The 23521-nt window shown below is 63.0% G+C and carries 22 protein-coding genes; 12 read left to right on the top strand and 10 right to left on the bottom strand.

The features are described from left to right. Positions 1-27: 27 nt before the first annotated feature. On the bottom strand, positions 28-1614 hold the full coding sequence (locus AC1DLV_RS21995; RefSeq protein WP_476802186.1) for an ABC-F family ATP-binding cassette domain-containing protein: 1587 nt from the start codon (positions 1612-1614) through the stop codon (positions 28-30). 158 nt (positions 1615-1772) lie between these two features. Between AC1DLV_RS21995 and AC1DLV_RS22000 the strand changes: the two genes are divergently transcribed. The 8 genes from AC1DLV_RS22000 (at position 1773) to AC1DLV_RS22035 (ending at position 10214) form a co-directional block, all read left to right on the top strand. Then, positions 1773-2156 (top strand): GFA family protein, encoded by a 384-nt coding sequence (locus AC1DLV_RS22000; protein ID WP_476802187.1) that lies wholly within the window; start codon positions 1773-1775, stop codon positions 2154-2156. Positions 2157-2289: 133 nt separating this feature from the next. After that, on the top strand, positions 2290-2934 hold the full coding sequence (locus tag AC1DLV_RS22005; protein WP_476802188.1) for a VOC family protein: 645 nt from the start codon (positions 2290-2292) through the stop codon (positions 2932-2934). A gap of 179 nt (positions 2935-3113) precedes the next feature. Next, the gene (gfa, locus tag AC1DLV_RS22010; RefSeq protein ID WP_476802189.1) at positions 3114-3686 is read left to right on the top strand and encodes an S-(hydroxymethyl)glutathione synthase; all 573 of its coding nucleotides are present in this window, start codon (positions 3114-3116) and stop codon (positions 3684-3686) included. A 147-nt stretch (positions 3687-3833) separates the two neighbouring features. Next, positions 3834-4127 carry a GYD domain-containing protein gene (locus AC1DLV_RS22015; protein WP_476802190.1) on the top strand — a complete coding sequence of 98 codons (294 nt, stop codon included), beginning with the start codon at positions 3834-3836 and terminating at the stop codon, positions 4125-4127. A 177-nt stretch (positions 4128-4304) separates the two neighbouring features. Then, positions 4305-4988 carry a class I SAM-dependent methyltransferase gene (locus AC1DLV_RS22020; protein ID WP_476802191.1) on the top strand — a complete coding sequence of 228 codons (684 nt, stop codon included), beginning with the start codon at positions 4305-4307 and terminating at the stop codon, positions 4986-4988. A gap of 154 nt (positions 4989-5142) precedes the next feature. Next, positions 5143-5748 (top strand): TetR/AcrR family transcriptional regulator, encoded by a 606-nt coding sequence (locus tag AC1DLV_RS22025; protein ID WP_476802192.1) that lies wholly within the window; start codon positions 5143-5145, stop codon positions 5746-5748. 54 nt (positions 5749-5802) lie between these two features. Then, a complete protein-coding gene (locus AC1DLV_RS22030; protein ID WP_476836243.1) occupies positions 5803-6948 on the top strand; it encodes an efflux RND transporter periplasmic adaptor subunit in 1146 nt (381 codons plus the stop codon). A 122-nt stretch (positions 6949-7070) separates the two neighbouring features. After that, on the top strand, positions 7071-10214 hold the full coding sequence (locus tag AC1DLV_RS22035) for an efflux RND transporter permease subunit (protein WP_476802194.1): 3144 nt from the start codon (positions 7071-7073) through the stop codon (positions 10212-10214). A gap of 31 nt (positions 10215-10245) precedes the next feature. Here AC1DLV_RS22035 and AC1DLV_RS22040 read toward each other — a convergent pair whose 3' ends face one another. From AC1DLV_RS22040 to AC1DLV_RS22050, 3 genes are all read right to left on the bottom strand, one after another. Then, a complete protein-coding gene (locus AC1DLV_RS22040; protein WP_476802195.1) occupies positions 10246-10677 on the bottom strand; it encodes a GFA family protein in 432 nt (143 codons plus the stop codon). Between the two features lie 112 nt (positions 10678-10789). After that, positions 10790-12142: a serine hydrolase gene (locus AC1DLV_RS22045; protein ID WP_476802196.1), complete on the bottom strand. Its 1353-nt coding sequence runs from the start codon at positions 12140-12142 to the stop codon at positions 10790-10792. Positions 12143-12415: 273 nt separating this feature from the next. Further along, complete coding sequence (locus AC1DLV_RS22050) at positions 12416-13627, bottom strand: diaminopropionate ammonia-lyase (RefSeq protein WP_476802197.1); 1212 nt, start codon at positions 13625-13627, stop codon at positions 12416-12418. 100 nt (positions 13628-13727) lie between these two features. Here AC1DLV_RS22050 and AC1DLV_RS22055 point away from each other — a divergent pair, with 100 nt between their 5' ends. Next, positions 13728-14240: an Lrp/AsnC family transcriptional regulator gene (locus AC1DLV_RS22055; protein WP_476802198.1), complete on the top strand. Its 513-nt coding sequence runs from the start codon at positions 13728-13730 to the stop codon at positions 14238-14240. Between the two features lie 11 nt (positions 14241-14251). Here the strand turns inward: AC1DLV_RS22055 and AC1DLV_RS22060 are convergent, their stop codons facing one another. The 3 genes from AC1DLV_RS22060 to AC1DLV_RS22070 form a co-directional block, all read right to left on the bottom strand. Next, positions 14252-14521 (bottom strand): hypothetical protein, encoded by a 270-nt coding sequence (locus AC1DLV_RS22060; RefSeq protein WP_476802199.1) that lies wholly within the window; start codon positions 14519-14521, stop codon positions 14252-14254. Between the two features lie 118 nt (positions 14522-14639). Further along, positions 14640-15605 (bottom strand): 4-hydroxy-tetrahydrodipicolinate synthase, encoded by a 966-nt coding sequence (dapA, locus tag AC1DLV_RS22065; RefSeq protein ID WP_476802200.1) that lies wholly within the window; start codon positions 15603-15605, stop codon positions 14640-14642. After that, positions 15595-16023: a hypothetical protein gene (locus AC1DLV_RS22070; protein WP_476802201.1), complete on the bottom strand. Its 429-nt coding sequence runs from the start codon at positions 16021-16023 to the stop codon at positions 15595-15597. The genes dapA and AC1DLV_RS22070 overlap by 11 nt, the downstream gene beginning before the upstream one ends. Before the next feature lie 242 nt (positions 16024-16265). Here AC1DLV_RS22070 and AC1DLV_RS22075 point away from each other — a divergent pair, with 242 nt between their 5' ends. After that, on the top strand, positions 16266-16877 hold the full coding sequence (locus tag AC1DLV_RS22075; protein ID WP_476802202.1) for a glutathione S-transferase family protein: 612 nt from the start codon (positions 16266-16268) through the stop codon (positions 16875-16877). Between the two features lie 274 nt (positions 16878-17151). Here the strand turns inward: AC1DLV_RS22075 and AC1DLV_RS22080 are convergent, their stop codons facing one another. The 3 genes from AC1DLV_RS22080 to AC1DLV_RS22090 all read right to left on the bottom strand — a co-directional run bounded on the left by AC1DLV_RS22080 (position 17152) and on the right by AC1DLV_RS22090 (position 21017). After that, on the bottom strand, positions 17152-17352 hold the full coding sequence (locus tag AC1DLV_RS22080; RefSeq protein ID WP_476802203.1) for a hypothetical protein: 201 nt from the start codon (positions 17350-17352) through the stop codon (positions 17152-17154). Between the two features lie 39 nt (positions 17353-17391). After that, positions 17392-20448, bottom strand: a complete 3057-nt coding sequence (gene uvrB, locus AC1DLV_RS22085; protein ID WP_476802204.1) for an excinuclease ABC subunit UvrB — start codon at positions 20446-20448, stop codon at positions 17392-17394. A gap of 110 nt (positions 20449-20558) precedes the next feature. Next, positions 20559-21017 (bottom strand): SH3 domain-containing protein, encoded by a 459-nt coding sequence (locus AC1DLV_RS22090; protein WP_476836244.1) that lies wholly within the window; start codon positions 21015-21017, stop codon positions 20559-20561. A 265-nt stretch (positions 21018-21282) separates the two neighbouring features. Between AC1DLV_RS22090 and AC1DLV_RS22095 the strand changes: the two genes are divergently transcribed. Both AC1DLV_RS22095 and AC1DLV_RS22100 read left to right on the top strand, forming a co-directional pair. After that, positions 21283-22374, top strand: coding sequence for a glycosyltransferase family 4 protein (locus AC1DLV_RS22095; RefSeq protein WP_476802206.1), 1092 nt, complete (start codon positions 21283-21285; stop codon positions 22372-22374). A 76-nt stretch (positions 22375-22450) separates the two neighbouring features. Beyond that, on the top strand, positions 22451-23488 hold the full coding sequence (locus AC1DLV_RS22100; protein WP_476802207.1) for a CapA family protein: 1038 nt from the start codon (positions 22451-22453) through the stop codon (positions 23486-23488). The last annotated feature ends 33 nt before the right edge of the window (positions 23489-23521 follow it).

Genomic DNA, 23521 nt, shown 5'->3' on the forward strand with positions numbered 1-23521 from the left:
CACCGTTTGATCGGATTCGCCAGTGGGCTATTGCGACGACAATTCCAGCCTGCGCGTGATGCCTATGCCATGCAGAAAGGCTTCGTCGTGGCTGACCACCAGAAGTGCGCCGTCATAGGCCCGCAATCCCGCCTCGACGGTCTCGATGGAATCGATGTCGAGATGGTTGGTGGGTTCATCGAGGATCAGCAGAGGCGGTGGCTTCGTTCCGCCCAGAACGCAGGCGAGCCCGGCGCGCAGCAGCTGGCCGCCGCTGAGGCTCGAAACTATCTGCAAGGCAGCGTCGGCGCGGAACATGAAACGCGCAAGGGCGGCACGGCAGGCGTTTTCGCCGGCGTCGGGGTTGATGCGGCGGAAATTGTCGCGGATCGAGGCCGAGGGATCGAGCAGGCTGACCTGCTGGTCGAGCATGGCGAAATCGGTCATCACCCGCACGCTGCCGGACCATGGCAACAATTGCCCCGCAATCAAGGCGAGCAAGGTGGTCTTGCCCGAGCCGTTGGCGCCTGTGACAGCGACGCGCTCCGGCCCCGAAATGGCAAAGGACAGGTGCTCGATGATCGGCTGTTCCAGGTGATAGCCGGCACGCACGCGATCCATGCGCAAGACAAGCTTGGTGGCCGGCAGGCCGGTCGTGGGCAGGACGAGGGTGAATGGCTCGAGGATTTCCAGCCGCGCGCGGGCGGAAGCGGCATCGTCGGAGGCCTGCGCGCGCCTGCGTTCGGCAAGACGTGCATTGTCGCCTGACGTGTTTTCGCTGTTGTTTTTCAGTCCATTAAGCAGGATGCGCGGCATGTCGCCCTTGGCGCGCTTGCTGTGGCCGGCACCATCCTTGCGCGCCTTGCGTTCGGCGGTGGCCTGGGCGCTGCGCGCGGTATCGGTGACACGCCGTTCGGCGTCGGCCAGATCGTGCCGGGCGGCTGCGAGCGCCACCGCCTTGCGCTCGCGGTAATGGCTCCAGTTGCCGCCATAACGCGTCGCGCCGAGCGAGGTCAGTTCGACGATGGCGTCCATGGTGTCGAGCAATTCGCGGTCGTGGCTGACGACGAGCGCACCGGCTCGCCAGCTGGCCAAAAGCTCGATGACCTTTGCCCGGCCGTCGCGGTCGAGATTGTTGGTCGGTTCGTCGAGCAGGATGAAATCAGGTTCGCCGAAGATCAGTGCGGCAAGCCCGGCACGGGTGCGCTGCCCACCGGAAAGCGCGGCCAACGGCGCTTCGGCTGATATGTCGAGGCCGAGCCGGGCGAGGGCGGACGCGATACGCGCTTCCAGTGTCCAGTCGGCTATGGCGAGATCGTCGAGATCGGCCTCACCAGCTTCGGCCCGGCGCAGCAGTTCCAGGCCTTCGCGGACACCGAACAGGTCGGCGACGGTCTCGTGGGCGGCAGGTTGGACCGTCTGGCTGAGAAAGCCCAGGGTTCCGCTCACCGAGACGGTGCCAGCCTGAAGCGGCAGGTTGCCCGAGATCAGCTTGAGCAGCGTCGACTTGCCGATGCCATTGCGTCCGACAAGGCCGGTGCGGCCTGTATCGAAGCTGATGTCGAGATCGGAAAAAAGCGTCCGGCCGTCAGGCGTGGACCAGGTGAGATTGGACAGTGAAATGGAAGCAGGCATGGATATCCCCGATGGCAAAACGGCTTGGCGTTGCTGTCGGGTAGGAATCCATTGCTGCACACATCCTGTAGGAATTGATGACGGGCTCCACATAAGCTCTATGTCGGACCTGTTCAAGGCAATTGTCGCAACGATTCTACCGATGCAAAGGGGCTGGCATGGAAACCAAGCAATATCTCGGCGGATGCCTGTGCGGTAGCATCAGGTTCAGGGCGACGGGCGTGCCGGCCAATCCCCACAGCTGCTCGTGCACATATTGCCAGAGGCACTCCGGCGCGCCGACCCTGTGCTGGGTCGAGTTTCCAAAAGACGCGGTCGAATGGGTTGGCGAAGGCGGAGCGCCCGCGCTCTATCGCTCGTCGGATTATTCCAGCCGCTCGTTTTGTCCACGCTGCGGCAGCACGCTAGGGGCGATCGACGATGCGCCCACCGTCGCACTGGTGACCGGCAGCTTTGATGCCGGGGACGATGCGGAATTGCGCCCGCTGTCGCACTCGTTCGAAGATGGCTGTCCGAACTGGTGGAAGATCGACGTCAGGTGAGGGGCGGATGCACGCGCCAGGTTTGACAAGGATGCGCCGGCTGAGGCAAATTCGGACTGCTGCGTAGGGCGCATCGGTGCAAGCCGAAAGGGCAACGCCCACCTACTGCAAGAAGCAGTCCATAGTTGCGCCCATGCCGAACCTCGAAAACCTCAAGAAGCAGGCCAAGCAATACCTGCGCTGGCATCGCGAGGGCTATCATCCGGTCGCCGCCGAGATCAGGGCGGCGTTGCCGCGATTTCAGCACCTCGACGACAGCCAGATATTGCAAGCAAGCTTCAAGCTTTCAGACGCGCAGGAACTCGTCGCGCGTCAGCGAGGCTTTGCGGGTTGGCAGGCGCTTAAATCAGGAGCCCCAGCAGTGAGCAATCAAGCCAAACAGACCGTGCATCCCATTCTCAGCTCGACCGCTGCACAGCTGTTCGTTGCCGACATCAAGACGTCGTGCGATTTCTTTACCGGCAAGCTCGGCTTTGCCGTCGACTTCATCTATGGCGAGCCGCCGTTTTACGGACAGGTCATCCGCGACAAGGCGCAGCTTGCTCTGAGGCAGGTGTGCGAGCCGGTCTTTGCAGGCGATATTCGCGAACGCGAGCACCTTCTGTCCGCATCGATCACCGTCGACACGGCGGACGAGATCAAACAGCTGTTTCTGGATTTCCAAGCGGCGGGTGTGCGCTTTCACCAGATGCTGAGGAAAGAACCTTGGGGGGCGAGGAACTTCATCGTCCTCGACCCGGATGGAAATATGATCCAGTTTGCCGGCCCGGCGGACTAAGCCGCAATTGCGGGTCACTGTCCTGTTCGGTTGCCGCAGCTGAGATCACGGCAATCTGAACGGCGGATATGCACAAGTGCCTTTGCGCCATGTATCGTATGGGACCAGTCGAGTTGGGCTCGTTGTTGCATACCGTTTGAAGGTGTCGGCGTGGACGCCGAAACAGGGAGGAACAGGACATGGCTTCAGTATCGATACATCCGGCGCTCGATGTCGGGGTCAAGCCCGGCAGCGCCAGTTTCACTGGCGGCACGCTGGTCTGCGCCTGCACCGACAGACCGGTGAAAGTGGCGATCAAAGGACAGGTCGCGCACAACCATGTCTGCGGCTGCACCAAGTGCTGGAAGCCAGCAGGCGCCAAGTTTTCGATCGCGGCCGTCACCGCGCATGAAAACGTCACGGTGCTGGAAAACGGCGACAAGCTTGCGGTTGTCGATCCTTCAGCTCTCATCCTGCGCCATGCCTGCAAGGGGTGCGGCGTGCACATGTATGGCCCGGTCGAGCGCGACCACGCCTTCAAGGGCCTCGACTTCATCCATCCCGAGCGCTTCCAGGAAGCGGGCTGGGCGGAACCCGGCTTTGCCGCTTTCGTGTCGTCGATCATCGAGGCTGGTGTCGACCCCTCCGAGATGGACGGCGTGCGCGCCCGGCTGCGCGAACTTGGCCGTGAGCCCTACGATTGCCTGTCGCCTGCCTTGATGGACTACATCGCCACCTGGGTGGCGAAGAAGTCGGGCGTGCTCAAGTCCTGACGCTAAAGCGTCGGGATCTTGCTCTAGCTCCTATGACCTATGCCCCCGCCTGCATCAAAGCATGACGATCCGTGCTAGGGTGCCGGCGGGAGAAACGGCGGCAACGCCTGATGCGCCCGCACGCCTCCTCAATCGAGGGAGGTAAGCATGGCATATTATGTTTTCCTGACTAATTTCACGGAACAAGGGGTCAAGTCGGTACGGGAAACGACCAAGCGAGCCGACGCATTCAGGGCGATGGCCGAAAAAGGTGGCGCCAAGGTCCATACGCTGCTGTGGACGCTAGGCAAGCATGACGTGGTGGCCATTGTCGAAGCGCCCGATGACCTGACAGCGACCGCACTCAGCCTGTCCATATCATCACTTGGCAATGTCAAAACACAGACACTGAAAGCGTTTGACGCGGCAGACATGGGCAAGATCCTGGCCAAAATGAGCTGACGTCGTCTCTCAATGCGGGGTGGAAGCCTATCTTTGTCTTTTGCCAGCCTCCTGCTTCTACCCCGTCAAAATCAATCATCCGCTTGCCGCAGATGTTCAATCTCATGCCGACGCGGGCTTGCGCGAGGCGCGAAGTCGGCCATTGTGCTGCCATGGCACGCGGCATGAGAACCACTGTTGAACATTCAAAACCCAAGGCCTAACCCGCACCCGGATGCCACGGCATTCATCGTGGCCAACCTGTTGGTTGCGTCGGTTCCTTTGCTGCCGGAAATCAGGCTCTATACCGCCCATCCGGCGAGCGGATTGTCGCGGCTTTCCGGGGATGACATCAGCGACGAGGAGGGGGACGATCCACCTGCGCCCTACTGGGCCTATCAATGGGCGGGCGGGCTGGTGCTTGCTCGTCACATTTGCGACCGGCCGGAGACGGTGAGGGGACGGCGCGTGCTCGATCTTGGGGCAGGTTCGGGGCTTGTCGGCATCGCTGCGGCCAAGGCTGGCGCGCGCTCGGTTCTGGCCGCGGAGATCGACAGCAACGGCATCGCTGCGATCGGGCTCAATGCGGCGCTGAACGAGGTGGATCTGACTGCGGTCGGCGATGACCTGACGAACGGGCCGCCACCCGAGGTCGACATCGTGTTGGTCGGCGACTTGTTTTACGCGCCTGATCTTGGCGAACGCGTGACGGCTTTCCTCGATCGTTGTGTTTTCGCAGGCATCGAGGTGCTGGTCGGCGATCCCGGCCGGGCGCACCTGCCGCATGCGCGGCTTCGGCTGGTGGCCGAGTATGCGGTGGAAGATGTCGGCACCGGTAGCGCCGTTTTGACAAAACCGAGTGCGGTGTTTTCGTTCGCGTAAGCCTCGCCACCCGATCATGCCACGAACCAACCCGTTATGCCGCTGGCAGCATATGTCAGTTTTTGCAGCGCTGCGGATTGACGATAGACGATTTACGGTTTACGACTGACGAAAATAGAAATTCGTCATTCGTAAAAAATCGAGCGACCTTGATATGAACGACGTTACCGAAAGCCCCGTGGATCTGGCGCGACAGGAGACTGTCGGACGCATCCTGGATTCGGCCGAGCGTCTGTTCAGGCACTATGGCTACACCAAGACCAATGTCGCCGACATCGCCCGCGACCTCGGCATGTCGCCGGCCAATATCTATCGCTTTTTTGCCTCCAAGGTGGAAATCCACCAGGCGATCTGCGGCCGCATGCTTGCCGCTGTCTACCAGATGGCCTGCCAGATCCTGCGCGCGGAAGGTAGTGCCACCGAGCGCCTGCGCCGCTTCATCCATGCCCAGCACAACCTGACCGTCGAGACCATGCTCGATCAGGAAAAGGTGCATGAAATGGTCATCATCGCGCTGGAGCGCGACTGGCACGTCATTGAAAAACACATCGACCGGCTGCACGACCTGATGGCGGAAGTCATCGCGCAGGGCATCGCATCGGGCGAATTCTCCAAGCAAGATCCACAGATTGCCGCGCGCTGCTTCGGTGCTGCAACAGCGACCCTGTGCCATCCCCAGATGGTGTCGCAATGCGTCAACAAGCCGAACCGCGCGACCTTCGAGGAACTGACTGAATACGCCCTCAGGGCGCTGAAATAGCAAAGCGGCTGACGGGCCGGCATCCAGATCAACAGACAACCGGGAGTGCGAACGATGAATTCGTTCAAAACCTTCAATGCGAAACTGCGTCCTCTCGCCAGCCTGGCACTTGTGTCGCTGATCGGCATTGGTGTCTCCGCCTGCTCTGAAGCCAAGACCGAAACGGTGGCGGCGATACGCCCCGTCAAGGTGGTGGAGATCGCCAGCGCAGGCACGACCCGCGAGCTCGATTATTCGGGTGGGGTCAAGGCGCGCACCGAGATGAATCTTGGCTTCCGCGTGGCCGGCAAAATGACCGAACGCGCCGTCAATATCGGCGACAAGGTCAAAACGGGCGACCTTCTGGCCCGCATCGACCCGACAGACTACCAGCTTGGGGTCAGCAGTGCGGCGGCCAATCTCGAAGCAGCGCAAAAGCAGGTCGAGACAGCCCAGCTTGTCGATCAGCGCGCCGAACAGCTTTTTGCCAAGAAGTTTGCCTCTCAGGCCCAGCGCGAGCAGGCGGCCTTGAGCTACAAGCAGGCGGTTGCGCTGCGCGATGCAGCGGCTTCGTCGCTGGAGCAGGCCAAGAACCAGGTCGGCTATGCCGAGCTTCGCGCCGACCAGAACGGCATCGTGACCGCTGTCAATGCTGACACCGGCCAGGTGGTCGGCGCCGGTACGCCGGTGGTCAGTGTCGCAGTCGACGGCGAAAAGGAAGTGCAGATCGCGGTGCCCGAGCTGGAAATCGCCCAGTTCGCGCCAGGCAAGGCGGTCCGGGTCAGCTTCTGGTCGGACGACAAGCTCGCGCTCGACGGCAAGGTGCGCGAGGTTGCCGGCAGTGCCGACCAGCAGTCGCGGACCTTTTCGGTGCGCGTCAGCCTGCCTGACGACGCACGTGTGCTGCTTGGCATGACCGCGAAGATCTCGGCGTCGGTCAATAATGGCAAGGAATTCGTGTCCATCCCGCTAAGCGCGCTCGGCAAGCAGGATGGCAAGCAGATCGTATGGGTGGTCAACAACGACCAGCAAACCGTGCATGCGCGCGACATCAAGGTCGCGAGCTTCGCCGACGATGGCGTCGAGGTCGCCGACGGACTGAAGCCGGGCGATATCGTGGTGGCTGCCGGCACCCAGTTCATGACCGAAAATCTCAAGGTCAAGCTGCCGACGGTCGAACAGCGCGCGGCGGCGAACGAAGCCACCGCCACGGTTCGCTGAAGACAAACATCCCGCCAGGCGCCGCGCGGCCGATGGGCTGCCGCGGCCCCGTAGAACATTGAACCCTGCGCATGTCCCGGTGCCGCTGACAGGCCCGCATGCGCCAGCGCGGAACCACGGCCATGGACAATTCCAGCCAGGACAAGCAGCCCTTCAACCTGTCGCGCTGGGCGATCGGGCATCCGAGCATCGCGCGCTTCCTGTTCGGGCTGATCATCATCACCGGCGCGCTTGGCCTGATGCGCATGGGCCAGAGCGAGGACCCGGATTTCACCTTCCGCGTCATGGTGGTGCAGGCGGTGTGGCCGGGCGCCTCGATCGAGGAGATGCAGGACCAGGTCGTCAACAAGATCGAGCGCAAGTTGCAGGAAACGCCGCATCTCGACTGGGTGAAGTCCTATACGCGCGCCGGCAGCGCCATCATCACCGTGCAGGTCAAGGGCAATACCGACACAGCCCAGGTGAAGGACGCCTTCTACCAGGTGCGCAAGAAGGTCGGCGACATCTCGAGCGAGCTGCCGCAGGGCCTGATCGGCCCGTTCTTCAATGACGAGTTCGGCGATACCTTCATCACGCTGCATTCGATCGCTGGCGAAGGCTATAGCTATCCCGAGCTCAAGAAGATCGCCATCAAGGCGCGTGACATGCTGTTGACGACGCCCGGCGTTGAAAAGGCCGTCATCCTCGGCGACCAGCCGCAGCGCATCTATATCGACGTCTCTTCCAAGGCCCTGGCCGAACGTGGGCTGACGCTGAACGACGTTCGTGCCACCATTGCAGGCCAGAACAACATCGATCCCGCTGGCGCTGTCGACACCGGCATGCATTCGGTGCGCATTTCGGTCGAGGGCGACCTTTCCAAGGCCTCCGACATCCGCGAGCTGCGCCTGCGCGCGGGCAACCAGGTCACCCGTCTTGGCGATATCGCCACCGTGACGACCGGGCTTGAAGATCCCTACCAGCGCAAGTTCCGCTACAACGGCCAGGACAGCGTCCAGGTCGGCGTGGTGATGGCCAAGGGTTTCAAGGTCACCGACGTCGGCAAGGCCGTCGAGGAGACCTACAAGCGCTTCGAGGAATCGTTGCCTTATGGCGTGTCGGTCGACCAGATCTCCAACCAGCCCGAGGTGGTGACGGAGGCCATCGGCGAGTTCATGAAGGCGCTGATCGAAGCGCTGCTGATCGTGCTGGTGGTGTCGTTCCTGTCGATCGGCTGGCGCTCGGGCCTTGTGATTGCGATCACCATTCCGCTGGTGCTCGCCGCCACCTTCGCCGTCATGTACCAGCTCGGCATCGACCTGCAGCGCATTTCGCTCGGCGCATTGATCATCGCGCTCGGGCTCTTGGTCGACGACGCGATGATCGTCGTCGAGATGATGGAGCGAAAACTCGAGGAGGGCCTGGTCAAGGTCGACGCCGCGAGCTTTGCCTATTCGTCGACGGCGTTTCCGATGCTGACCGGCACGCTGATCACCACGGCAGGCTTCATTCCCGTCGGCTTTGCCGCATCGACGGCGGGCGAATATGTGCGTTCGCTGTTTTACGTCGTCGGCATCGCGCTTGTCATCTCGTGGTTCGTGGCGGTCTACTTCACGCCATGGCTCGGCAACATGATCCTGAAGCAGCGCAAGCATGCCGGCAGTCATCACGACGCCTTCGACACCAACTTCTACCGCCGCCTGCGCGCGACGGTGAGCTGGGCGGTGCGTCATCGCATCATCGTGCTTGCCCTGACGCTGGTGACCTTCTTCGGCAGCCTTTTTGCCTTCCAGTTCATTCCGCAGAACTTCTTCCCGCAGTCGTCGCGGCCCGAAATCCTCGTCGACCTGTGGCTGCCCGAGGGCACCAGCATCAAGGAGGTCGAAAAGCAGGCCGAGGCGCTGGAAGCGCGTATGATGGACGATCCCGACAAGAAGTTCATCGCCACCTATATCGGCGAGGGCGCGCCGCGCTTCTTCCTGCCGCTCGACCAGCAGCTGCGCAACCCGAACTACGCCCAGCTGCTTGTCATGGCCAATGACGAGCCGGCGCGCGAGCGCCTGATCGTCAAGCTGCGCACCATCCTGGCCGAAGATTTCCCCTCGATCCGCGGCAAGGTCGACCGCCTGTTCCTCGGGCCGCCCACGGGCTGGCCGGTGCAGCTGCGCGTGATGGGCCCCGACAGGACCGAGGTCAGGCGCATCGCCGACGAAGTGAAGGCGAAGTTCGAAGCGACGCCGGAACTCGGCGCCATCCATGACGACTGGCTCGAGCCGGTGCCGGCGATGAAGCTGGTGGTCGATCAAGACAGGGCGCGGGCGCTTGGCGTCTCCTCGCAGCGCATCCGCCAGATGCTGCAGGCAACCATGCAGGGTGCGCCGCTGGACGATTTCCGCGACGGCGAGGAGACGGTGTCGATCGTCGCCCGCGAGCCGGAGGCCAATCGTCACCTGCTGACGGCGGTCAACTCGGTCTATATCCCGACCGACTTCGGCAGCTTCGTGCCGCTGTCGCAGGTGGCCAAGGTGGTGCCGGTGATGGAGCAGGGCATCGAATGGCGCCGCGACCGCCTGCCGACGATTACGGTCAGGGCGACGCTGCCCGACGGCATCCAGCCCAACGACGTGGCGATGAAGCTTTATGCCGACCTCAAGCCGCTGCGCGACGCTCTCGCACCCGGCTACAAGGTCGAGATCCAGGGCGGTGCCGAGGACGCGGCCGAAAGCCAGGCTTCGATCGCCGCCAAGGCGCCGGTCATGCTGCTTGTCATCGTGCTTTTGCTGATGGTGCAGCTGCAGCACTTCGGCAAGGCGATGCTGGTTCTGGCAACGGGGCCATTGGGCATCATCGGGGCGGCGGCGGCGCTGCTGATCTCAGGCGCGCCCTTCGGCTTCGTGGCGATCCTGGGCGTGATCGCGCTGCTCGGCATCATCATCCGCAACTCGATCATTCTGGTCGACCAGATCGACCAGGACATTGCGGCCGGCATGGAACGCTACGAAGCGATCGTGGGGGCGGCCGTGCGCCGCTTCCGGCCGATCGTCTTGACGGCGATGACGGCGGTGCTGGCGCTGATCCCGATCTCACGCGGCGTGTTCTGGGGCCCGCTCGCCTACGCCATGATGGGCGGCATCCTTGTTGCGACGGTCTTGACCATCCTGGTGCTGCCGGCCGGCTACGCGCTGTTTTTCGGACGTGAGCCGAAGAAGAAGGCGGACGAACAGGAAGTCGTGGACCACGACAATATCACCGAGATAGCTCCCCGTCCGGCACTGGCTGCGGAGTAGGGATGCGCATGACCATGCCAGCGCAGGCGGACTATCCTGCCTGCGTGACGTCAAGGGATGGTTCGGTCTCGACCCTATGTTGGTCGAACTGGGCGGCTCCAGGCAACGGGCTGAGCCAATGCTCGCGCCTCTTGACCCAGAGCTCGTACCCAGGGGTAAGGCCGGTTGGAACGTCATCCAGGCTGCCGATGGTGACTTCGGCTTCGCCATCGCTCAGCCATGCGACGCGGCCGCCGCAGGTCGTGCAAAAGCTTCGGTTGGCATAGGTGCTGGTGTAGCCGGTCTCCTGCTCGAAGGCCTCGATCGGCCACACGGCATAGGCCGCAAACGGCGCGCCGCTGCTCTTTCTGCAGTCAGTGCAATGGCAGATGCCTACCCGAAGCGGATCGCCGCTCACGCGGAACGTCACGCCGCGGCAAAGACAGCTTCCGGAGCGGATGGGGGTCGCAACAGGGTCCTGCATGGCAAGTCTCCTTTTCGAACAAACGGCGGCATCTGCTGGTTCGTTCCCACCTAAAAGGAGAGCCTTGCTCGAAGCAATGAGGTTCCGCTTACGCTGAGCCTGGGTGGAGTGGCTAAACGGCCACCCGCCGTGCCCGCTGCTCGATGCCGTTCTGGTGCAGCGTCAGGCTTTTCGCCTGGCCGACAGTATCGACTTCGAAAATGATCTGGGCGTTGACGTCGGAGGAAAAGAAAGCGGTTTCGCTCTCCGGCTGGATTTCCACCTTCGACTGCCCGGTGGCCTGGACGAACAGGCTGTTTCCTTGGCGGCTTACGGTCAGGACGAAGTCGGGGCTCAGCGGGTAGTCGCCGACATAACCGTCATAGATCGCCGGGTCGATGGCAACAGCCACTCGTTCTTTAGGTGGCTGGGCAAGCGGCATGCCGGGGTCGAGCAGGTGTCGGGCGATGTCGTCGACGCCGATTTCGGTCGCTGTGTTGGAAAGCGCCACGACGCCGATGCCTTTGGCCGGCATGAAGCCGAGGAAGGAGCGGTAGCCGCCGGTGCCGCCATTGTGCCAGATGACTTGGCTGTTCCCGCTGCCTGAGATGACCCAGCCAAGTCCGGTCTCGTCGTTTTCGCCGCCGGTCGGACGCCGGGTCGCCAAGGTGGTGGCGAGCGCTTCCCGAAGCGGCGAGGGCCGCGCGCCGAGCAGCATTTCGAGATAGTTCAGCTGGTCGTTTACGCTCGACAACAGCGCACCGGCCCCGGCGAGCGTCGGCAGATCCCAGCCGGCAACGGGCGCGAGCGTCTGGTCATGGCCGTTGGCCAGCCGGTTCTTCATGTCGGGGTAGACGGTGTCGGCGCTCGACAACATGTCGAGCGGTGCGAGGATGCGCTCGTGCAGCAGGTTGCCGTAGTCAGTGTCGGCGTGTCTGGCCAGGGCATGGCCGAGAAGCCCCATGCCGAGGTTCGAATATTCGTACTGGCTGCCAATGTCGCGGGGCAGGGCGTAGTCGGAGAGAAAAGCGTAAAGCTGCTCGACGGTGTAGTCGGCGTAGGGATTTTCGAGGTCGGCTGGTTCAAGATTGCCAGGCAGGCGGGGCAGTCCCGAGGTGTGGGTCGCGAGATCGGTCAGGGTGATCTGCCTGCCGCCGCGTTCCGGCACGGTCACCGTTTCGGGCAGATATTTGGTGACCGGGTCATCCAGACTGACCTCGCCGCGCCCGGCCATTTCAGCGAGCAGCAGCGTGGTGAAGGTCTTGGTGATCGAGCCGATCTCGAACACGGTGTCGCCGTCGACAGGGCGGGCATAAAAGGCGCCGAAACGGCCATGGGATACGATACGCCTGCCTTCAGGACCAAAAATACCGACGACGATGCCGAGGCTCTGTCTCTGCTCGTCGATACGTTCGGCGAGGATGCGTTTGATCTCGGCATCGGAGGGAAAGTGCGACGGAACTTGCACAGGAACAGAAACGGTCATCGCTCGAAATGCCCTCTCATCTCAGACGTGGATGGCGGCTGATATCGAGCGGAGATTACACCAGCATGGCGGAATTGGTGGGCAGGTGGGCGGGCTTGCCTTCTCCCCTTGTGGGAGAAGGTGGATCGGCGCGCAGCGCCGAGACGGGTTGAGGGGTATTGGCCGGAGCGCAAGGGGCCAAAACCACCAGCGCATTCCTTCCATCACCCCTCATCCGCCTTCACTTCGTTCAGGCACCTTCTTCCACAAGGGGAGAAGGAAAATTCCTTTCCATCACTTCCCCTCAATCGCCGCTGCGTTGCTCATGAGACCAGCCGGCGTCAGGCCGACGAGTTCGCGGTAGCGGTCAGGGTCGGTCGCGCCTTCGGTGATGACCAGCAGAACGCGCGAGCTGGCATCGAGGCCGATCGCCGCGCGCATTTCGGGATCGCGCGCGGCAGTCAGAAGGCCGGCGAGGCCTGCGCCACCGCTTTCGCCCGCAACAATCACCGGATCATGGCCGAGTGGGCGGGCGAGGAGGTTCATCACTTCGACCGCCGTTTCGTCCTCGACCGTCATGAAGGCGTCGGCGACACGCGACAGCACGCGCCAGGCGAGCAGCGAAGGTTCATAGCATTCGAGCATCGCCATGACCGTCGGCTCGCCATGGGCAAGCTTGACCGGCTTGCCGGTGCGGGCGGTCTCGAAGATGCAGGCAGCGCGCGCCGGATCGACGACGATGAAGGTCGGGCGCGCTGCGCCAAAGCGGCTGGCGAGATAGGCGGAGGCAGCAGCGGCGATGCCGCCAACGCCGGACTGGATGAAGACATGGGTCGGTGTTTCAGGCCGCTTTTCCAGGGCTTCGCGCATGATTGCGGTGTAGCCCTGCATGACCAGGCCCGGAATGCGCTCATAGCCTGGCCAGGAGGTGTCGGAGACAACGGTCCAGCCTTTTTGCGCACAGACGCGCGCGGCTTCGGCCACTGAATCGTCATAGGTGCCGGCAACGCGGATGATCTCGGCACCGTAGCGGGCGATGGCCGCGATCCGCGCGTCGCTGACGCCGCCATGGACGAAGATCATTGATTTCGCGCCGACCAGCTGGGCGCCTTGTGCGACCGAGCGGCCATGATTGCCATCGGTGGCGCAGCCGAAGGTCATCGCGGCGGAGATTTTCGCCACTTCGGGGCTGTGCAATTCGGTGATATCGACCGGACGGCCGAGCGCTTTCTCAGCGGCTTCAAGCACCAGGCGGATGACGGCATAGGCACCGCCGAGCGCCTTGAAGCTGCTGAGGCCGAGGCGGTAGCCCTCGTCCTTGAGATGGATGGCACCAAGGCCAAGCTCGTCGGCGAGTGCTGGCAGCGAACGCAGCGGCGTCGGCCGGTGATTGGGTCGGTGCGACAGGAAGCGCTCGACCGCCTCGGCTGCGGCAACGCCGAGCGTTTCGGTATCGACTGCTTCAAGAGGCTTGCGATAGTCGGGGTGCTGGTTGCGGATAAGCATGGTGCGAGGCTCCTGTTTGCACGCATTGATATTGCGTGACAGGCGAGAAAGGCGCTCTAATTGGTGGCATCTGGTGCAAGTTTGTTTCGCGGGGGCGCTGATGTTGAAATATGCCGGGCAGGGAAACGACCTCGACGCCTTTGACCTGAAGATCCTCGACATCCTGCAGCACAACAACGCCACGCCGCAGCGCGAGATCGGCGAGGCGGTGAACCTGTCGGCGCCGGCGGTTCAAAGGCGCATCAAGCGCATGGAAGAGAGCGGCGTCATTGCGGCCAATGTCGCGGTGATCGATCCCGACAAGGTTGGGCGACCGATCACCGTGATTGTCGAGGTCGAAGTGGAAAGCGAGCGGATCGACCTGCTCGACGCGACCAAGGCGAGCTTCGCCGCAGCTCCTGAAGTGCAGCAATGCTACTATGTCACCGGCGAGGCCGACTTCGTGCTGATCGTGACGGTGGCCAGCATGGGCGAATATGAGGCGCTGACGCGGCGGTTGTTTTTCGCCAATCCCAACATCAGGCGGTTTCGCACGCTGGTGGCGATGGATCGGGTCAAGGCCGGGCTGACTCTGCCGTTGGATGAAGAAAAGCCCGCCGAAGCGGGCTTTTGAATTCGGCTAGTCTAGTGACGACTGGCGACCGCATCGGCACCCAGATCGGAAAGCGGGTCGAGGCTGAGCGTGACGTCGCAGGGTGCGCAGAATACGGCGCCCGGCATGTGATCGCTTTCGGCCAGGGCAAACCTGACGGCGGATTCCTTGTCGGCGAAGATGCCGCCAACCATGCCCAGTTCGTCGCTGACAACCCAGCGCCCCTGGGGATCGCGGCCGACCATAAAGCGGTGGCTGTGAAGTGCCGGGTGGATGTCGCGAGCTAGAGTGCCCATGGTCATTTGCCTTTCTCGATCGTCACGGCGAATTGCCGTGCGGCTCATGCAAGCATTGAGTTGGTGATGTGATGCGCCAGCCATATGAATTCGATTGGCGGCAAGGTGCGAAGAAATTCAGATCTTATAAATGCCGGCCAATCGAAGCTGAGGCGGCGGCCATGCGTGCGGGGCGCAGCGCGCGGGCGGGGTGCGCCTGCGCTTCAAGCCCTGACAGGGCATCGCGGATGGCCGAGGCCGTATTCGGCTCGACTTCGACCAGCGGCAGCCGGACATCCGATGACATCTTGCCCATCAGGTGAAGCGCATGCTTGACCGGCACAGGATTGGTTTCGAGTTCGAGCGCGGCAATGAGCGGGCGCAGGCGGCTTTGGATTTCGCGTGCCGTGTGCGGGTCACCGCGCCGGCAAGCGTCATGCATGGCAGCGCAAAGGCGCGGCGCCACATTGGCGACCACCGAGATGGTGCCGCTGCCGCCCATGGCGTTGAAGCCGAAGGCGGTGGCGTCGTGGCCCGACAGCCAGATGAAGCGGTCGCCGAATTTTTGGGCAGATGTCATTACCCTGGAGAGGTCTCCGGTCGCATCCTTGAAGCCGACGATGTTGGGGATCGGCGCCAGCCGCTCGATGGTGGCGGGTGTCAGGTCGACGCCAGTGCGTGCCGGCACGTTGTAGACAAAGATCGGGATGTCGACCTTGGCGGCGATCGTCTCGAAATGCCTGACAATGCCCGACTGACTCGGCTTGCTGTAGTAGGGCGTGACGATCAAGGCTGCGTCGGCACCGAAATCCTTGGCGGCGGCGGTGTAGGCGACCGTCGATTCCGTGCTGTTGGTGCCGGTGCCTGCGATAACCGGCACGCGTCCGGCCGCAACCGTCACGCAGCGGCGGATGATGGCGATGCGCTCGTGCCACGACAAGGTCGGCGCCTCGCCCGTGGTGCCACAGGGAACCAGGCCGTTAATGCCTTCGGCGATCTGCCATTCGGCCAGCGCTGCAAGGCTTTTCAGATCGACTTCGCCATTCCTGAACGGGGTGACGAGTGCGGACAAGGCGCCTGAAACGCGGTAGCGAAGCTGCTCAGTGGTCATGGCTGTGGGCCCGTTCGTGCTGGAGGAAAGGGGTGGTTCGGCGGCGGCGTGCCGTGGACGGCAGCAGAAAGCTCATCAGCAGCGAGGCGAGCACGGAGGCCGCCAAATCGGCATGTTCGGCCTTGCAGGACCGGCTGCCGCCAGCTGTGGCGTAGCGCATCGAACAGACCCAGTGTCCCCGGTAGTTGCTCATGCTTTCGACAAATCTCGGCGGTTCGGCATTGGCGGCAAGCAGCAGCACCGCATCGAGCAGCGCATCCGCATCCATCAGCGCCCGGAATTTTCGGCGTGACTGCCTGGAACGGTCGTCGAGGCCATCAAGGCCGAGGATATCGGCGGCAGCCCAGACGTGGTGCTCGCGGAGGATCCTGATATCGGCGACGCGGTCGGCCAGGGCAGGGATGTTTTCCGGCTTCATGATGAGAGAACAGATAGTCCGTCATCGCGTGTGAATTCGAGAGCAGGAAGGGACCTGCTTTATATGAATCGCATAGGGGCGCGGGGGCGAACGGAGCGCTGGGGCGCGCGAAGCGGAAAGGCTTCGAACATGTGCGCTGGCGCGCAACGAACTTGCATGGGCGAGGCGCAATGAGAGCGCAATTCTCGCCGCCTGCGGGCTAGAAATGTTGGTCAGTTGCCGCCGATCCGAACGGGAAAACGATGATCCTCTACTACCAGACCCATTCGCCCTTCGCCCGCAAGGCGCTGGTCTTCGCCCATGAGGTCGGCATCGCCGACCGGCTTGAAGTGGTCCATCACGAGACCAGCCCGACCTTGCGCAATGCGCGCGTCTACGCCGCAAACCCGCTCGGCAATGTGCCGGTGCTGCTGCGTTCGGATGGTGGAGCGATCTTCGATTCCGACGTCATCTGCGCCTATTTCGATACGCTGCATGACGGCCCGAAATTGATCCCCGAAAGCGGCGAGGCGCTCTGGCAAGCGCTGCGGCTGCAGGCGGTGGCGCAAGGGCTGGCGCAGACCGGCATTGCCTTGCGTTGGGAGACGGAGAGGCGGCCCGAGCACCTGCGTTATGAGGCGCTAGCCGAAGGTTTCAGGGACAAGATCGAGGCGACCTATGACTGGCTCGAAGGCGAGCTCGATGACGGTACGTTGCATGTCGGGCACGTGGCGCTGGCCACTGCGCTGTCATGGATGGCTTTTCGCCAGCTGCCTCCGTTTCGTGCTCGGACGCGATTGACACGCTGGTTCGACGCGTTCGAGACCCGTCCGTCGATGCTGGCGACCCCGCTGTCGGGCGAGACGCACGACTGAGAGGGGATTGCAGCGGTGCGGTGTCACCGTACAAGTTTGTCGTACTCAGCGTGAGCGCCGATCCAGAACCAAACGAAATCACCATCAAGTTTGATCGCCAACGCGCGGTGATGGAGGCCGACGCGGACGGACCAAAACCGGCCCACCGGTTTCAGATGCAGGGACGGATGATGCGGGTCTTTTCGCAGCAGGGCAAAATTCCTGTCTGCGAGTTGTCGCACGGGTTCGGGAAGAAGATCATATGCTGCCCAGAATCTGGAGCTGGCGTGATGGATCAAAGCGGCCGTGTCCGGCCGGCCTTCAATTCTGCCAATGCCTCTTCAGCGAACCGGTCGAGCTTTCCGCTTGATGCATCGGCCTCGATCTGGCGATCCCAGCGTTCCGCCTGCAGTTCGGCGAACCAAGCGGCAAACTGCTTCAACTCGTCTTTCGACAAAGCCTCTACGGACTTTTCGATCTGCTCAAGCTTGGTCATGAGCGAAAGATAGCACGGAGGCAGCCCCAGACAAGCTGCCTACCGTCCCGGTCGGCCCGACTTGCTCGGGCGCTTCTTTTCACGCGCGGCTTCGGCTGGATCCTCGTAGGACCCCGCGCCGATCTTGGCGCGCTTGATCGGCTTGACGCTTTCGATGGGCTTTTCGGTGCGGCGGACGGTCATCTCGTCGAGGCTGTTCTTCTTGAACAGCGATTTGGACGCATCGTCCGGCACGCCGTAGTCGGCGCCATGCGCCTCGTCGGCCGACTGCTTCTTGAACAGCGAGCGCGGAATGGCGCCGGCTGGCGTCGCCATGTCGGTTCCTGGGCCCATGTCGTCGATATGCGGCTTGGCGAAGAGCGACTTGCCTGCGGGAGCCGTGCCGTCCGCGCCCATTTCGTCGAGCTTTGGCTTGCGGAACAGGTTCGGCCGGGCAGCCTTGGCCTCCTCCTCGGCGGCACGCGCCGCGTCGAGCTTGCGGAAACGTTCCTGCTCCTCGACCGTGCGATGCTTGGCCACGCCCTTGTTGTGCTTGCCTTTCTCGCGGCCGGAAGCGGGGCTTTCCATGTCGGCATATTTGGCCATCGGGTCGTCGGAGATGGCGAGTTCCATCTCGCGCAGGCGCTTAATCTCGTCGCGGATGCGGGCGGCCTTCTCGAAGTCGAGATCGGTGGCAGCGTTGCGCATCTGCTTTTCGAGCGCGTCGAGATGGGCCTTGAGGTTGTTGCCCATCATCGCACCGGCTTCGTCGGTGAACTGCGAGATGTCGGCGCGGACGTGGTCCTTCTCGTAGACCGAGTCCAGGATGTCGGAGATGCGCGACTTGACGCTTTCCGGCGTGATCCCGTTGGCCTCGTTCCACGCCTGCTGCTTTTCGCGGCGGCGTGTCGTTTCGGCCATCGCGCGTTCCATGGAGCCGGTGATCTGGTCGGCGTAGAGGATGACCTTGCCGTCGACGTTTCGTGCCGCGCGGCCAATCGTCTGGATCAGCGACGTTTCGGAACGCAAGAAGCCTTCCTTGTCGGCGTCCAAGATGGCGACGAAGCCGCATTCGGGAATGTCGAGGCCTTCGCGCAGTAGGTTGATGCCGACCAGCACGTCGAAGGCGCCAAGCCTGAGATCGCGGAGAATTTCGATGCGCTCCAGCGTGTCGATGTCGGAGTGCATGTAACGGACGCGAATGCCGTTCTCGTGCAGATATTCGGTTAGGTCCTCGGCCATGCGCTTGGTGAGCACCGTGACCAGCGTGCGGTAGCCGGCCTTGGTCGTTTCGCGGATCTCGCCGACGACATCGTCGACCTGGGTCTTGGCCGGCCGGACCTCGACGGGCGGATCGATCAGGCCGGTCGGGCGGATGACCTGCTCGGCGAAGACGCCGCCCGCCTCTTCCATCTCCCAGTTGCCCGGCGTTGCCGAAACGGCGACGGAAAGGGGGCGCATGGCGTCCCACTCCTCGAAGCGCAGCGGCCGGTTGTCCATGCAGGATGGCAGGCGGAAGCCGTATTCGGCCAGCGTCGCCTTGCGCCTGAAGTCGCCGCGATACATGCCGCCGATCTGCGGCACGGTGACGTGGCTTTCGTCGATGAAGACCAGTGCGTTGTCGGGGATGTATTCGAACAAGGTGGGCGGCGGATCGCCGGGGCGGCGGCCGGTGAGATAGCGCGAATAGTTTTCGATGCCGGCGCAGGAACCGGTGGCGTCGAGCATCTCCAGGTCGAAGCGGGTGCGCTGCTCCAGCCTCTGGGCTTCAAGCAGACGGCCAGCCTTTTCAAGCTCTTGCAGGCGGTGCTGCAGCTCTTCCTTGATCGACTTGATGGCTTGATTCAAGGTCGGGCGCGGCGTGACATAGTGCGAATTGGCGTAGATTTTTACGCTCTTGAGGTCGCCCGTCTTCTGGCCGGTGAGCGGATCGAATTCTGTGATGGCATCGATTTCGTCGCCGAACAGCGAGATGCGCCAGGCCGAATCTTCCAAGTGGGCCGGGAAGATTTCGATGGTGTCGCCGCGCACGCGGAACGAGCCGCGGACAAAGTTGATGTCCTGGCGCTTGTATTGCTGGGCGACGAGATCGGCGAGGAGCTGGCGCTGGTCGAGCCGGTCGCCAACCGCCATCTGGAAGGTCATGGCGGTGTAGGTTTCGACCGAGCCGATACCGTAGATGCAGGAAACCGAGGCGACGATGATGACGTCGTCGCGTTCGAGCAGCGAGCGCGTCGCCGAGTGGCGCATGCGGTCGATCTGCTCGTTGATCGTCGATTCCTTCTCGATATAGGTGTCGGTGCGCGGGACGTAGGCCTCAGGCTGGAAGTAGTCGTAATACGAGACGAAATACTCCACCGCATTGTCGGGGAAGAACTTCTTGAACTCGGAAAAAAGCTGGGCGGCGAGCGTCTTGTTGGGCGCCAGGATCAGCGCCGGGCGCTGCGTTTGCTCGATCACCTTGGCCATGGTGAAGGTCTTGCCCGAGCCGGTGACGCCAAGCAGGACCTGGGTGCGCTCGGCCGAATTGACGCCTTCGACGAGGTCCTTGATGGCGGTGGGCTGGTCGCCGGCCGGTTCGAATTCCGACTGCATGACGATCTGGATGCCACCTTCGGACTTGTCCGGGCGCGCAGGGCGGTGCGGCACCCAGATCTCGCCGTCCTTGTGCAGCGGGTTGCCGCTTTCGATGAGCGCTGACAGGGCTGCAACCGTTGCGGTGACGCCGGAATTGGACAAGGACGCCGCATCTTCGAGCGAGATGTCGAGGCCAGCGACGGGGCTGAGACCTGCGGCGGTGCGATCCTTGGCCGAGGCTGCACCCCCCATCGAGGTGCCACGCGATGAGCGGGTCGGCGCCGAACTTTTCTCGGGAATCTTTTTGGCTTTGGGCTGAGGCTTTTCGGCCTCCTTGGCGATCTGGTTGGCCCAATCGGCGATCGAGCCGGACAATGGCGCGCCAGCGAACTCGGCCTGCGGCGCTTCGCCCAAGCCAGGACGATGCAGTGGCTCGGAGGCGTCAAGGAAGTCGGTTACGCCATTGCCCCCGCGCTTGCGCGGAGCGGCACGGTTATCAGCCCCCGAAGCGGGCGATTTCTTGTCAGGAGATTTGGCCATGGCACAAATATGGGGGGTATCCGGAAAAATGGAAAGGGCGCGGGAGCCGGAAAGCCGGTACCCGCGCAGATGCGCCTAGGCGCTCCTGACATCAGGCTGTCAGGAAGTCGTCACCTCGGGCAAGGAAAGCCGGGCGCGATCTTGCAGTTGGCGCCGGGCGGACGCGGCCGGGGAGGACGCGGATTCGGCGGGCGATGCCAGCTGGGAGGCGGGCGATTCCAGTGTGGTGGGGGCCGGTTCCAATGGGGCGGACGATAGTTCGGCGGCCGAACGAAAATCGGTGGCGGCACCACGACGACTGGGGGCCGGTAGTTCGCGCGCGACAGGAAGTTGGCGGAGACCCAGCCACGTAGCCGGTCACCACGGATGTTGCACCAATTGTCCTGGCAACTGCGTATGTCTACCGGTGTGCCGGCCAGGAGCATGCCGATGCGGTCATAGCCGGTGCCGGGGCCGGCGCGGACATTCACATTGCCTGTGGTAAATCCGTTCGCGGCCGAGGCCGCCGCCGGCAGAATCACCACGCCGGCCAGTATGGCGGCGGCAGTGACAAGTCTTCGAAAACGCATGGGCAGTGCTCCAGACCGAATTTCACTTCGAACGGTTGCAGACTACTGCCTATCCCCGCGCGCGCCAGTGTATTGGTATCATTATCCTTTACGCCCGTGTAATTGCACTGTTGGTCCCGCCGAAGCTGCGGTTTGCGGCGACGTCTTTGCGCGATCGCCCATGAATGCTAGATAGCGTTCGCTCAATTCCGGACCCAGGCATCAATGATCCCAGTGACCAGCAGCCCGCCGCAGCGCATGCCCCAGACATTGTTGGCTTGACGCGATGAAGATCGCGCATCTTGTCGGCCATGGCGCGCTGAACGGCGTTGCCACCAGCTCGCGGATCTTGATCCAGGCACAGCTCGATGCCGGGCATGAGATCATGCTTGTGCATTCGCTGAACTCCTGGATCGAACATCAGCCGTTTACCGGGCCGATCCAGATCATGGGTTCGAATTTTGCCACCACCCCGTCCGAGCTTCGCCGCGTCGGCTATGCCATTCGCGACTGGGGCGGCGAGGTTGTGCATACGCATGGCAGCCGTGGCAACAAGTTCGGGCTGGTTTTCCGCTGTGCGGCAGGCACGCCGATCGTGATGACGGCGCATGCCAGGCAATACCAGCTGCCGTGGCTGTTTGCCCATGAGGTGATCGGGCTCAGCCAATGGACGGTGGATTATTACATCAAGCACTGGCTGGTTTCGCGCCGGCACATGCATCTGCTGCCCAACATGTTCGACGTATCGAGGATCGAGCTCACCAGCGCCGCCCGCAAGGCGAAGGCCCGGGCGACCCTGGGCATTCGCGACGACGCGTTCCTGATCGGCTCGGTCGGGCAATTGGGCGGCCGCAAGAACCAGATCGACCTGGTCAGGGTGCTGCGCGAATTGCTGGCGAAGGGCCTCGATGCCGAATTGCTGGTGGTCGGCGAGACCGATCAGGGCAAGGACATCATGCCCGATTGGGCCGCCGCCATTGCCGCACCTGAGGTAAAAGGCAGGATCCATCTCCCCGGCCTGCGCCAGGACACGCTGGAGCTGCTGCCGGCCTTCGACGTTTTCATGATGGCGTCGCGCGACGAGCAGGCGCCGATCGCGCCGCTGGAAGCCATGGCGACAGGCTTGCCGGTGCTGTCGACGCGCGTCGGCAACATGGTCGATCTGTTGCCCCCAGAACGCACATTCGCGGTCGGCGACGTGGCCGGCATGGCGGCTGCGGTGCTGAAGCTGCAGGATGAGACCGTGCGCCGGGAGGTGGGGCTGGCGGGGCGGCAGGAGATCGCGCGGCAACTCGACCCGCAGCGCATCGCCGGCGAGATCGACAAGATCTACCATCTGGCCATCAACCGTTCGAGCATGAAGCGCCGGCAAAAATAGACGGGGGCAGCGCGTCAGCGCCAGTCGCGCGCAATGAATTGCTGGTAGGGTCGAGCCGGTCAATTGCGGGCGCAGCGTGTCCAACTATCCATTTTCCTACAAGGTCTCCTGGCCGGTCCGGTTTCTCAAGCCGTCATTGCGCGGCGATGCTTCGGGCAATCTGCCGGCGCATGGCGCGTTTCTGCCCAAGCCTGACAAAACTGTGCGGCTGGCCTTCGTCGGCGATATTTCCGCTGTGGCCAACAGGCGGCCGCCGGTGTGCGATGCCGAACTGGCGGCGCTTCTGACATCAGCCGATCTGGTGGTTGGCAATTGCGAAAGCCCCATCGTGGACAGGCCGAGCGCGCGGATGGGTACCCTGGTCGGCACGCACCACGCGATGACGCGCGGGTTTTTGGCTGATGCGCTGGAGGCTGTAGGTATCGCACCGGGTCGGCTGGTGGTGTCGCTTGCCAACAACCATGTGCTCGACCAAGGCATTTCAGGGTTCGAGGCGACGCGGACGGCGCTCAATACACTTGGTATTACGACGGTCGGGACGGTGCCTACGGTCACCAAAGTTTCCGTTGGGCCGCTGACACTTGGACTTGCGGCGTTCACGCAATGGCGCAATGCGCCTGCCGAACAATTTGCCGGGCGCGTGGCAATGGCTGACGATTTCTTTGCCGCCGCCGACAAGGGGCTATCTGCCGGGACTGACCTTGTTTGCGCAGTGCCGCATTGGGATTGGGAGTTCCGGCATTTTCCGCGTGCCGAGACGCGCGCCTGGGCGCAAAGGCTGGCCGAACTCGGCGTCGGGCTCATTGCCGGGCATCACGCCCATGTCGTGCAGCCCGTTGCGCGTGTTGGCGAAGCGCTGGTCGCCTATGGGCTTGGCGATTTTCTCGGCACCGCGCTCGCACGACAACCCTGGCCGGGGCGGATCGGAGCGATCCTGGTCGTCGAGATCAGCGCCGATGCGCCAACGCGCGGGCAGATCGCGAGCTATCGCCTGGTGCCGTTCGTGCGTCTGCGCGACGGCGACCGCGAGAAGATGGTACCGCTCGAAAAAGTCGAAGGGCGGTTGGGAGCTAAGGTGCGGGCGCGGTGGAATGTCTTATTCGCGCCAGGCTAGCGAGCGTGGTGACGTTCGCAGCTTGATTCCGCA

The organism is Aminobacter sp. 01T433 (assembly GCF_056398585.1).

Excerpts from the sequence above, each read along its gene's own strand:
- AC1DLV_RS22080 (WP_476802203.1), bottom strand. The coding sequence starts at position 17,352 with ATGACCAAGCTTGAGCAGATCGAAAAGTCCGTAGAGGCTTTGTCGAAA.
- AC1DLV_RS22070 (WP_476802201.1), bottom strand. The coding sequence starts at position 16,023 with ATGAAGCCGGAAAACATCCCTGCCCTGGCCGACCGCGTCGCCGATATC.
- AC1DLV_RS22055 (WP_476802198.1), top strand. The coding sequence starts at position 13,728 with ATGTTGAAATATGCCGGGCAGGGAAACGACCTCGACGCCTTTGACCTG.
- AC1DLV_RS22050 (WP_476802197.1), bottom strand. The coding sequence starts at position 13,627 with ATGCTTATCCGCAACCAGCACCCCGACTATCGCAAGCCTCTTGAAGCA.
- uvrB (WP_476802204.1), bottom strand. The coding sequence starts at position 20,448 with ATGGCCAAATCTCCTGACAAGAAATCGCCCGCTTCGGGGGCTGATAAC.
- AC1DLV_RS22015 (WP_476802190.1), top strand. The coding sequence starts at position 3,834 with ATGGCATATTATGTTTTCCTGACTAATTTCACGGAACAAGGGGTCAAG.
- AC1DLV_RS21995 (WP_476802186.1), bottom strand. The coding sequence starts at position 1,614 with ATGCCTGCTTCCATTTCACTGTCCAATCTCACCTGGTCCACGCCTGAC.
- AC1DLV_RS22040 (WP_476802195.1), bottom strand. The coding sequence starts at position 10,677 with ATGCAGGACCCTGTTGCGACCCCCATCCGCTCCGGAAGCTGTCTTTGC.
- AC1DLV_RS22045 (WP_476802196.1), bottom strand. The coding sequence starts at position 12,142 with ATGACCGTTTCTGTTCCTGTGCAAGTTCCGTCGCACTTTCCCTCCGAT.
- gfa (WP_476802189.1), top strand. The coding sequence starts at position 3,114 with ATGGCTTCAGTATCGATACATCCGGCGCTCGATGTCGGGGTCAAGCCC.
- dapA (WP_476802200.1), bottom strand. The coding sequence starts at position 15,605 with ATGACCACTGAGCAGCTTCGCTACCGCGTTTCAGGCGCCTTGTCCGCA.
- AC1DLV_RS22060 (WP_476802199.1), bottom strand. The coding sequence starts at position 14,521 with ATGACCATGGGCACTCTAGCTCGCGACATCCACCCGGCACTTCACAGC.
- AC1DLV_RS22000 (WP_476802187.1), top strand. The coding sequence starts at position 1,773 with ATGGAAACCAAGCAATATCTCGGCGGATGCCTGTGCGGTAGCATCAGG.
- AC1DLV_RS22090 (WP_476836244.1), bottom strand. The coding sequence starts at position 21,017 with ATGCGTTTTCGAAGACTTGTCACTGCCGCCGCCATACTGGCCGGCGTG.
- AC1DLV_RS22030 (WP_476836243.1), top strand. The coding sequence starts at position 5,803 with ATGAATTCGTTCAAAACCTTCAATGCGAAACTGCGTCCTCTCGCCAGC.
- AC1DLV_RS22095 (WP_476802206.1), top strand. The coding sequence starts at position 21,283 with ATGAAGATCGCGCATCTTGTCGGCCATGGCGCGCTGAACGGCGTTGCC.
- AC1DLV_RS22075 (WP_476802202.1), top strand. The coding sequence starts at position 16,266 with ATGATCCTCTACTACCAGACCCATTCGCCCTTCGCCCGCAAGGCGCTG.
- AC1DLV_RS22005 (WP_476802188.1), top strand. The coding sequence starts at position 2,290 with ATGCCGAACCTCGAAAACCTCAAGAAGCAGGCCAAGCAATACCTGCGC.
- AC1DLV_RS22025 (WP_476802192.1), top strand. The coding sequence starts at position 5,143 with ATGAACGACGTTACCGAAAGCCCCGTGGATCTGGCGCGACAGGAGACT.
- AC1DLV_RS22035 (WP_476802194.1), top strand. The coding sequence starts at position 7,071 with ATGGACAATTCCAGCCAGGACAAGCAGCCCTTCAACCTGTCGCGCTGG.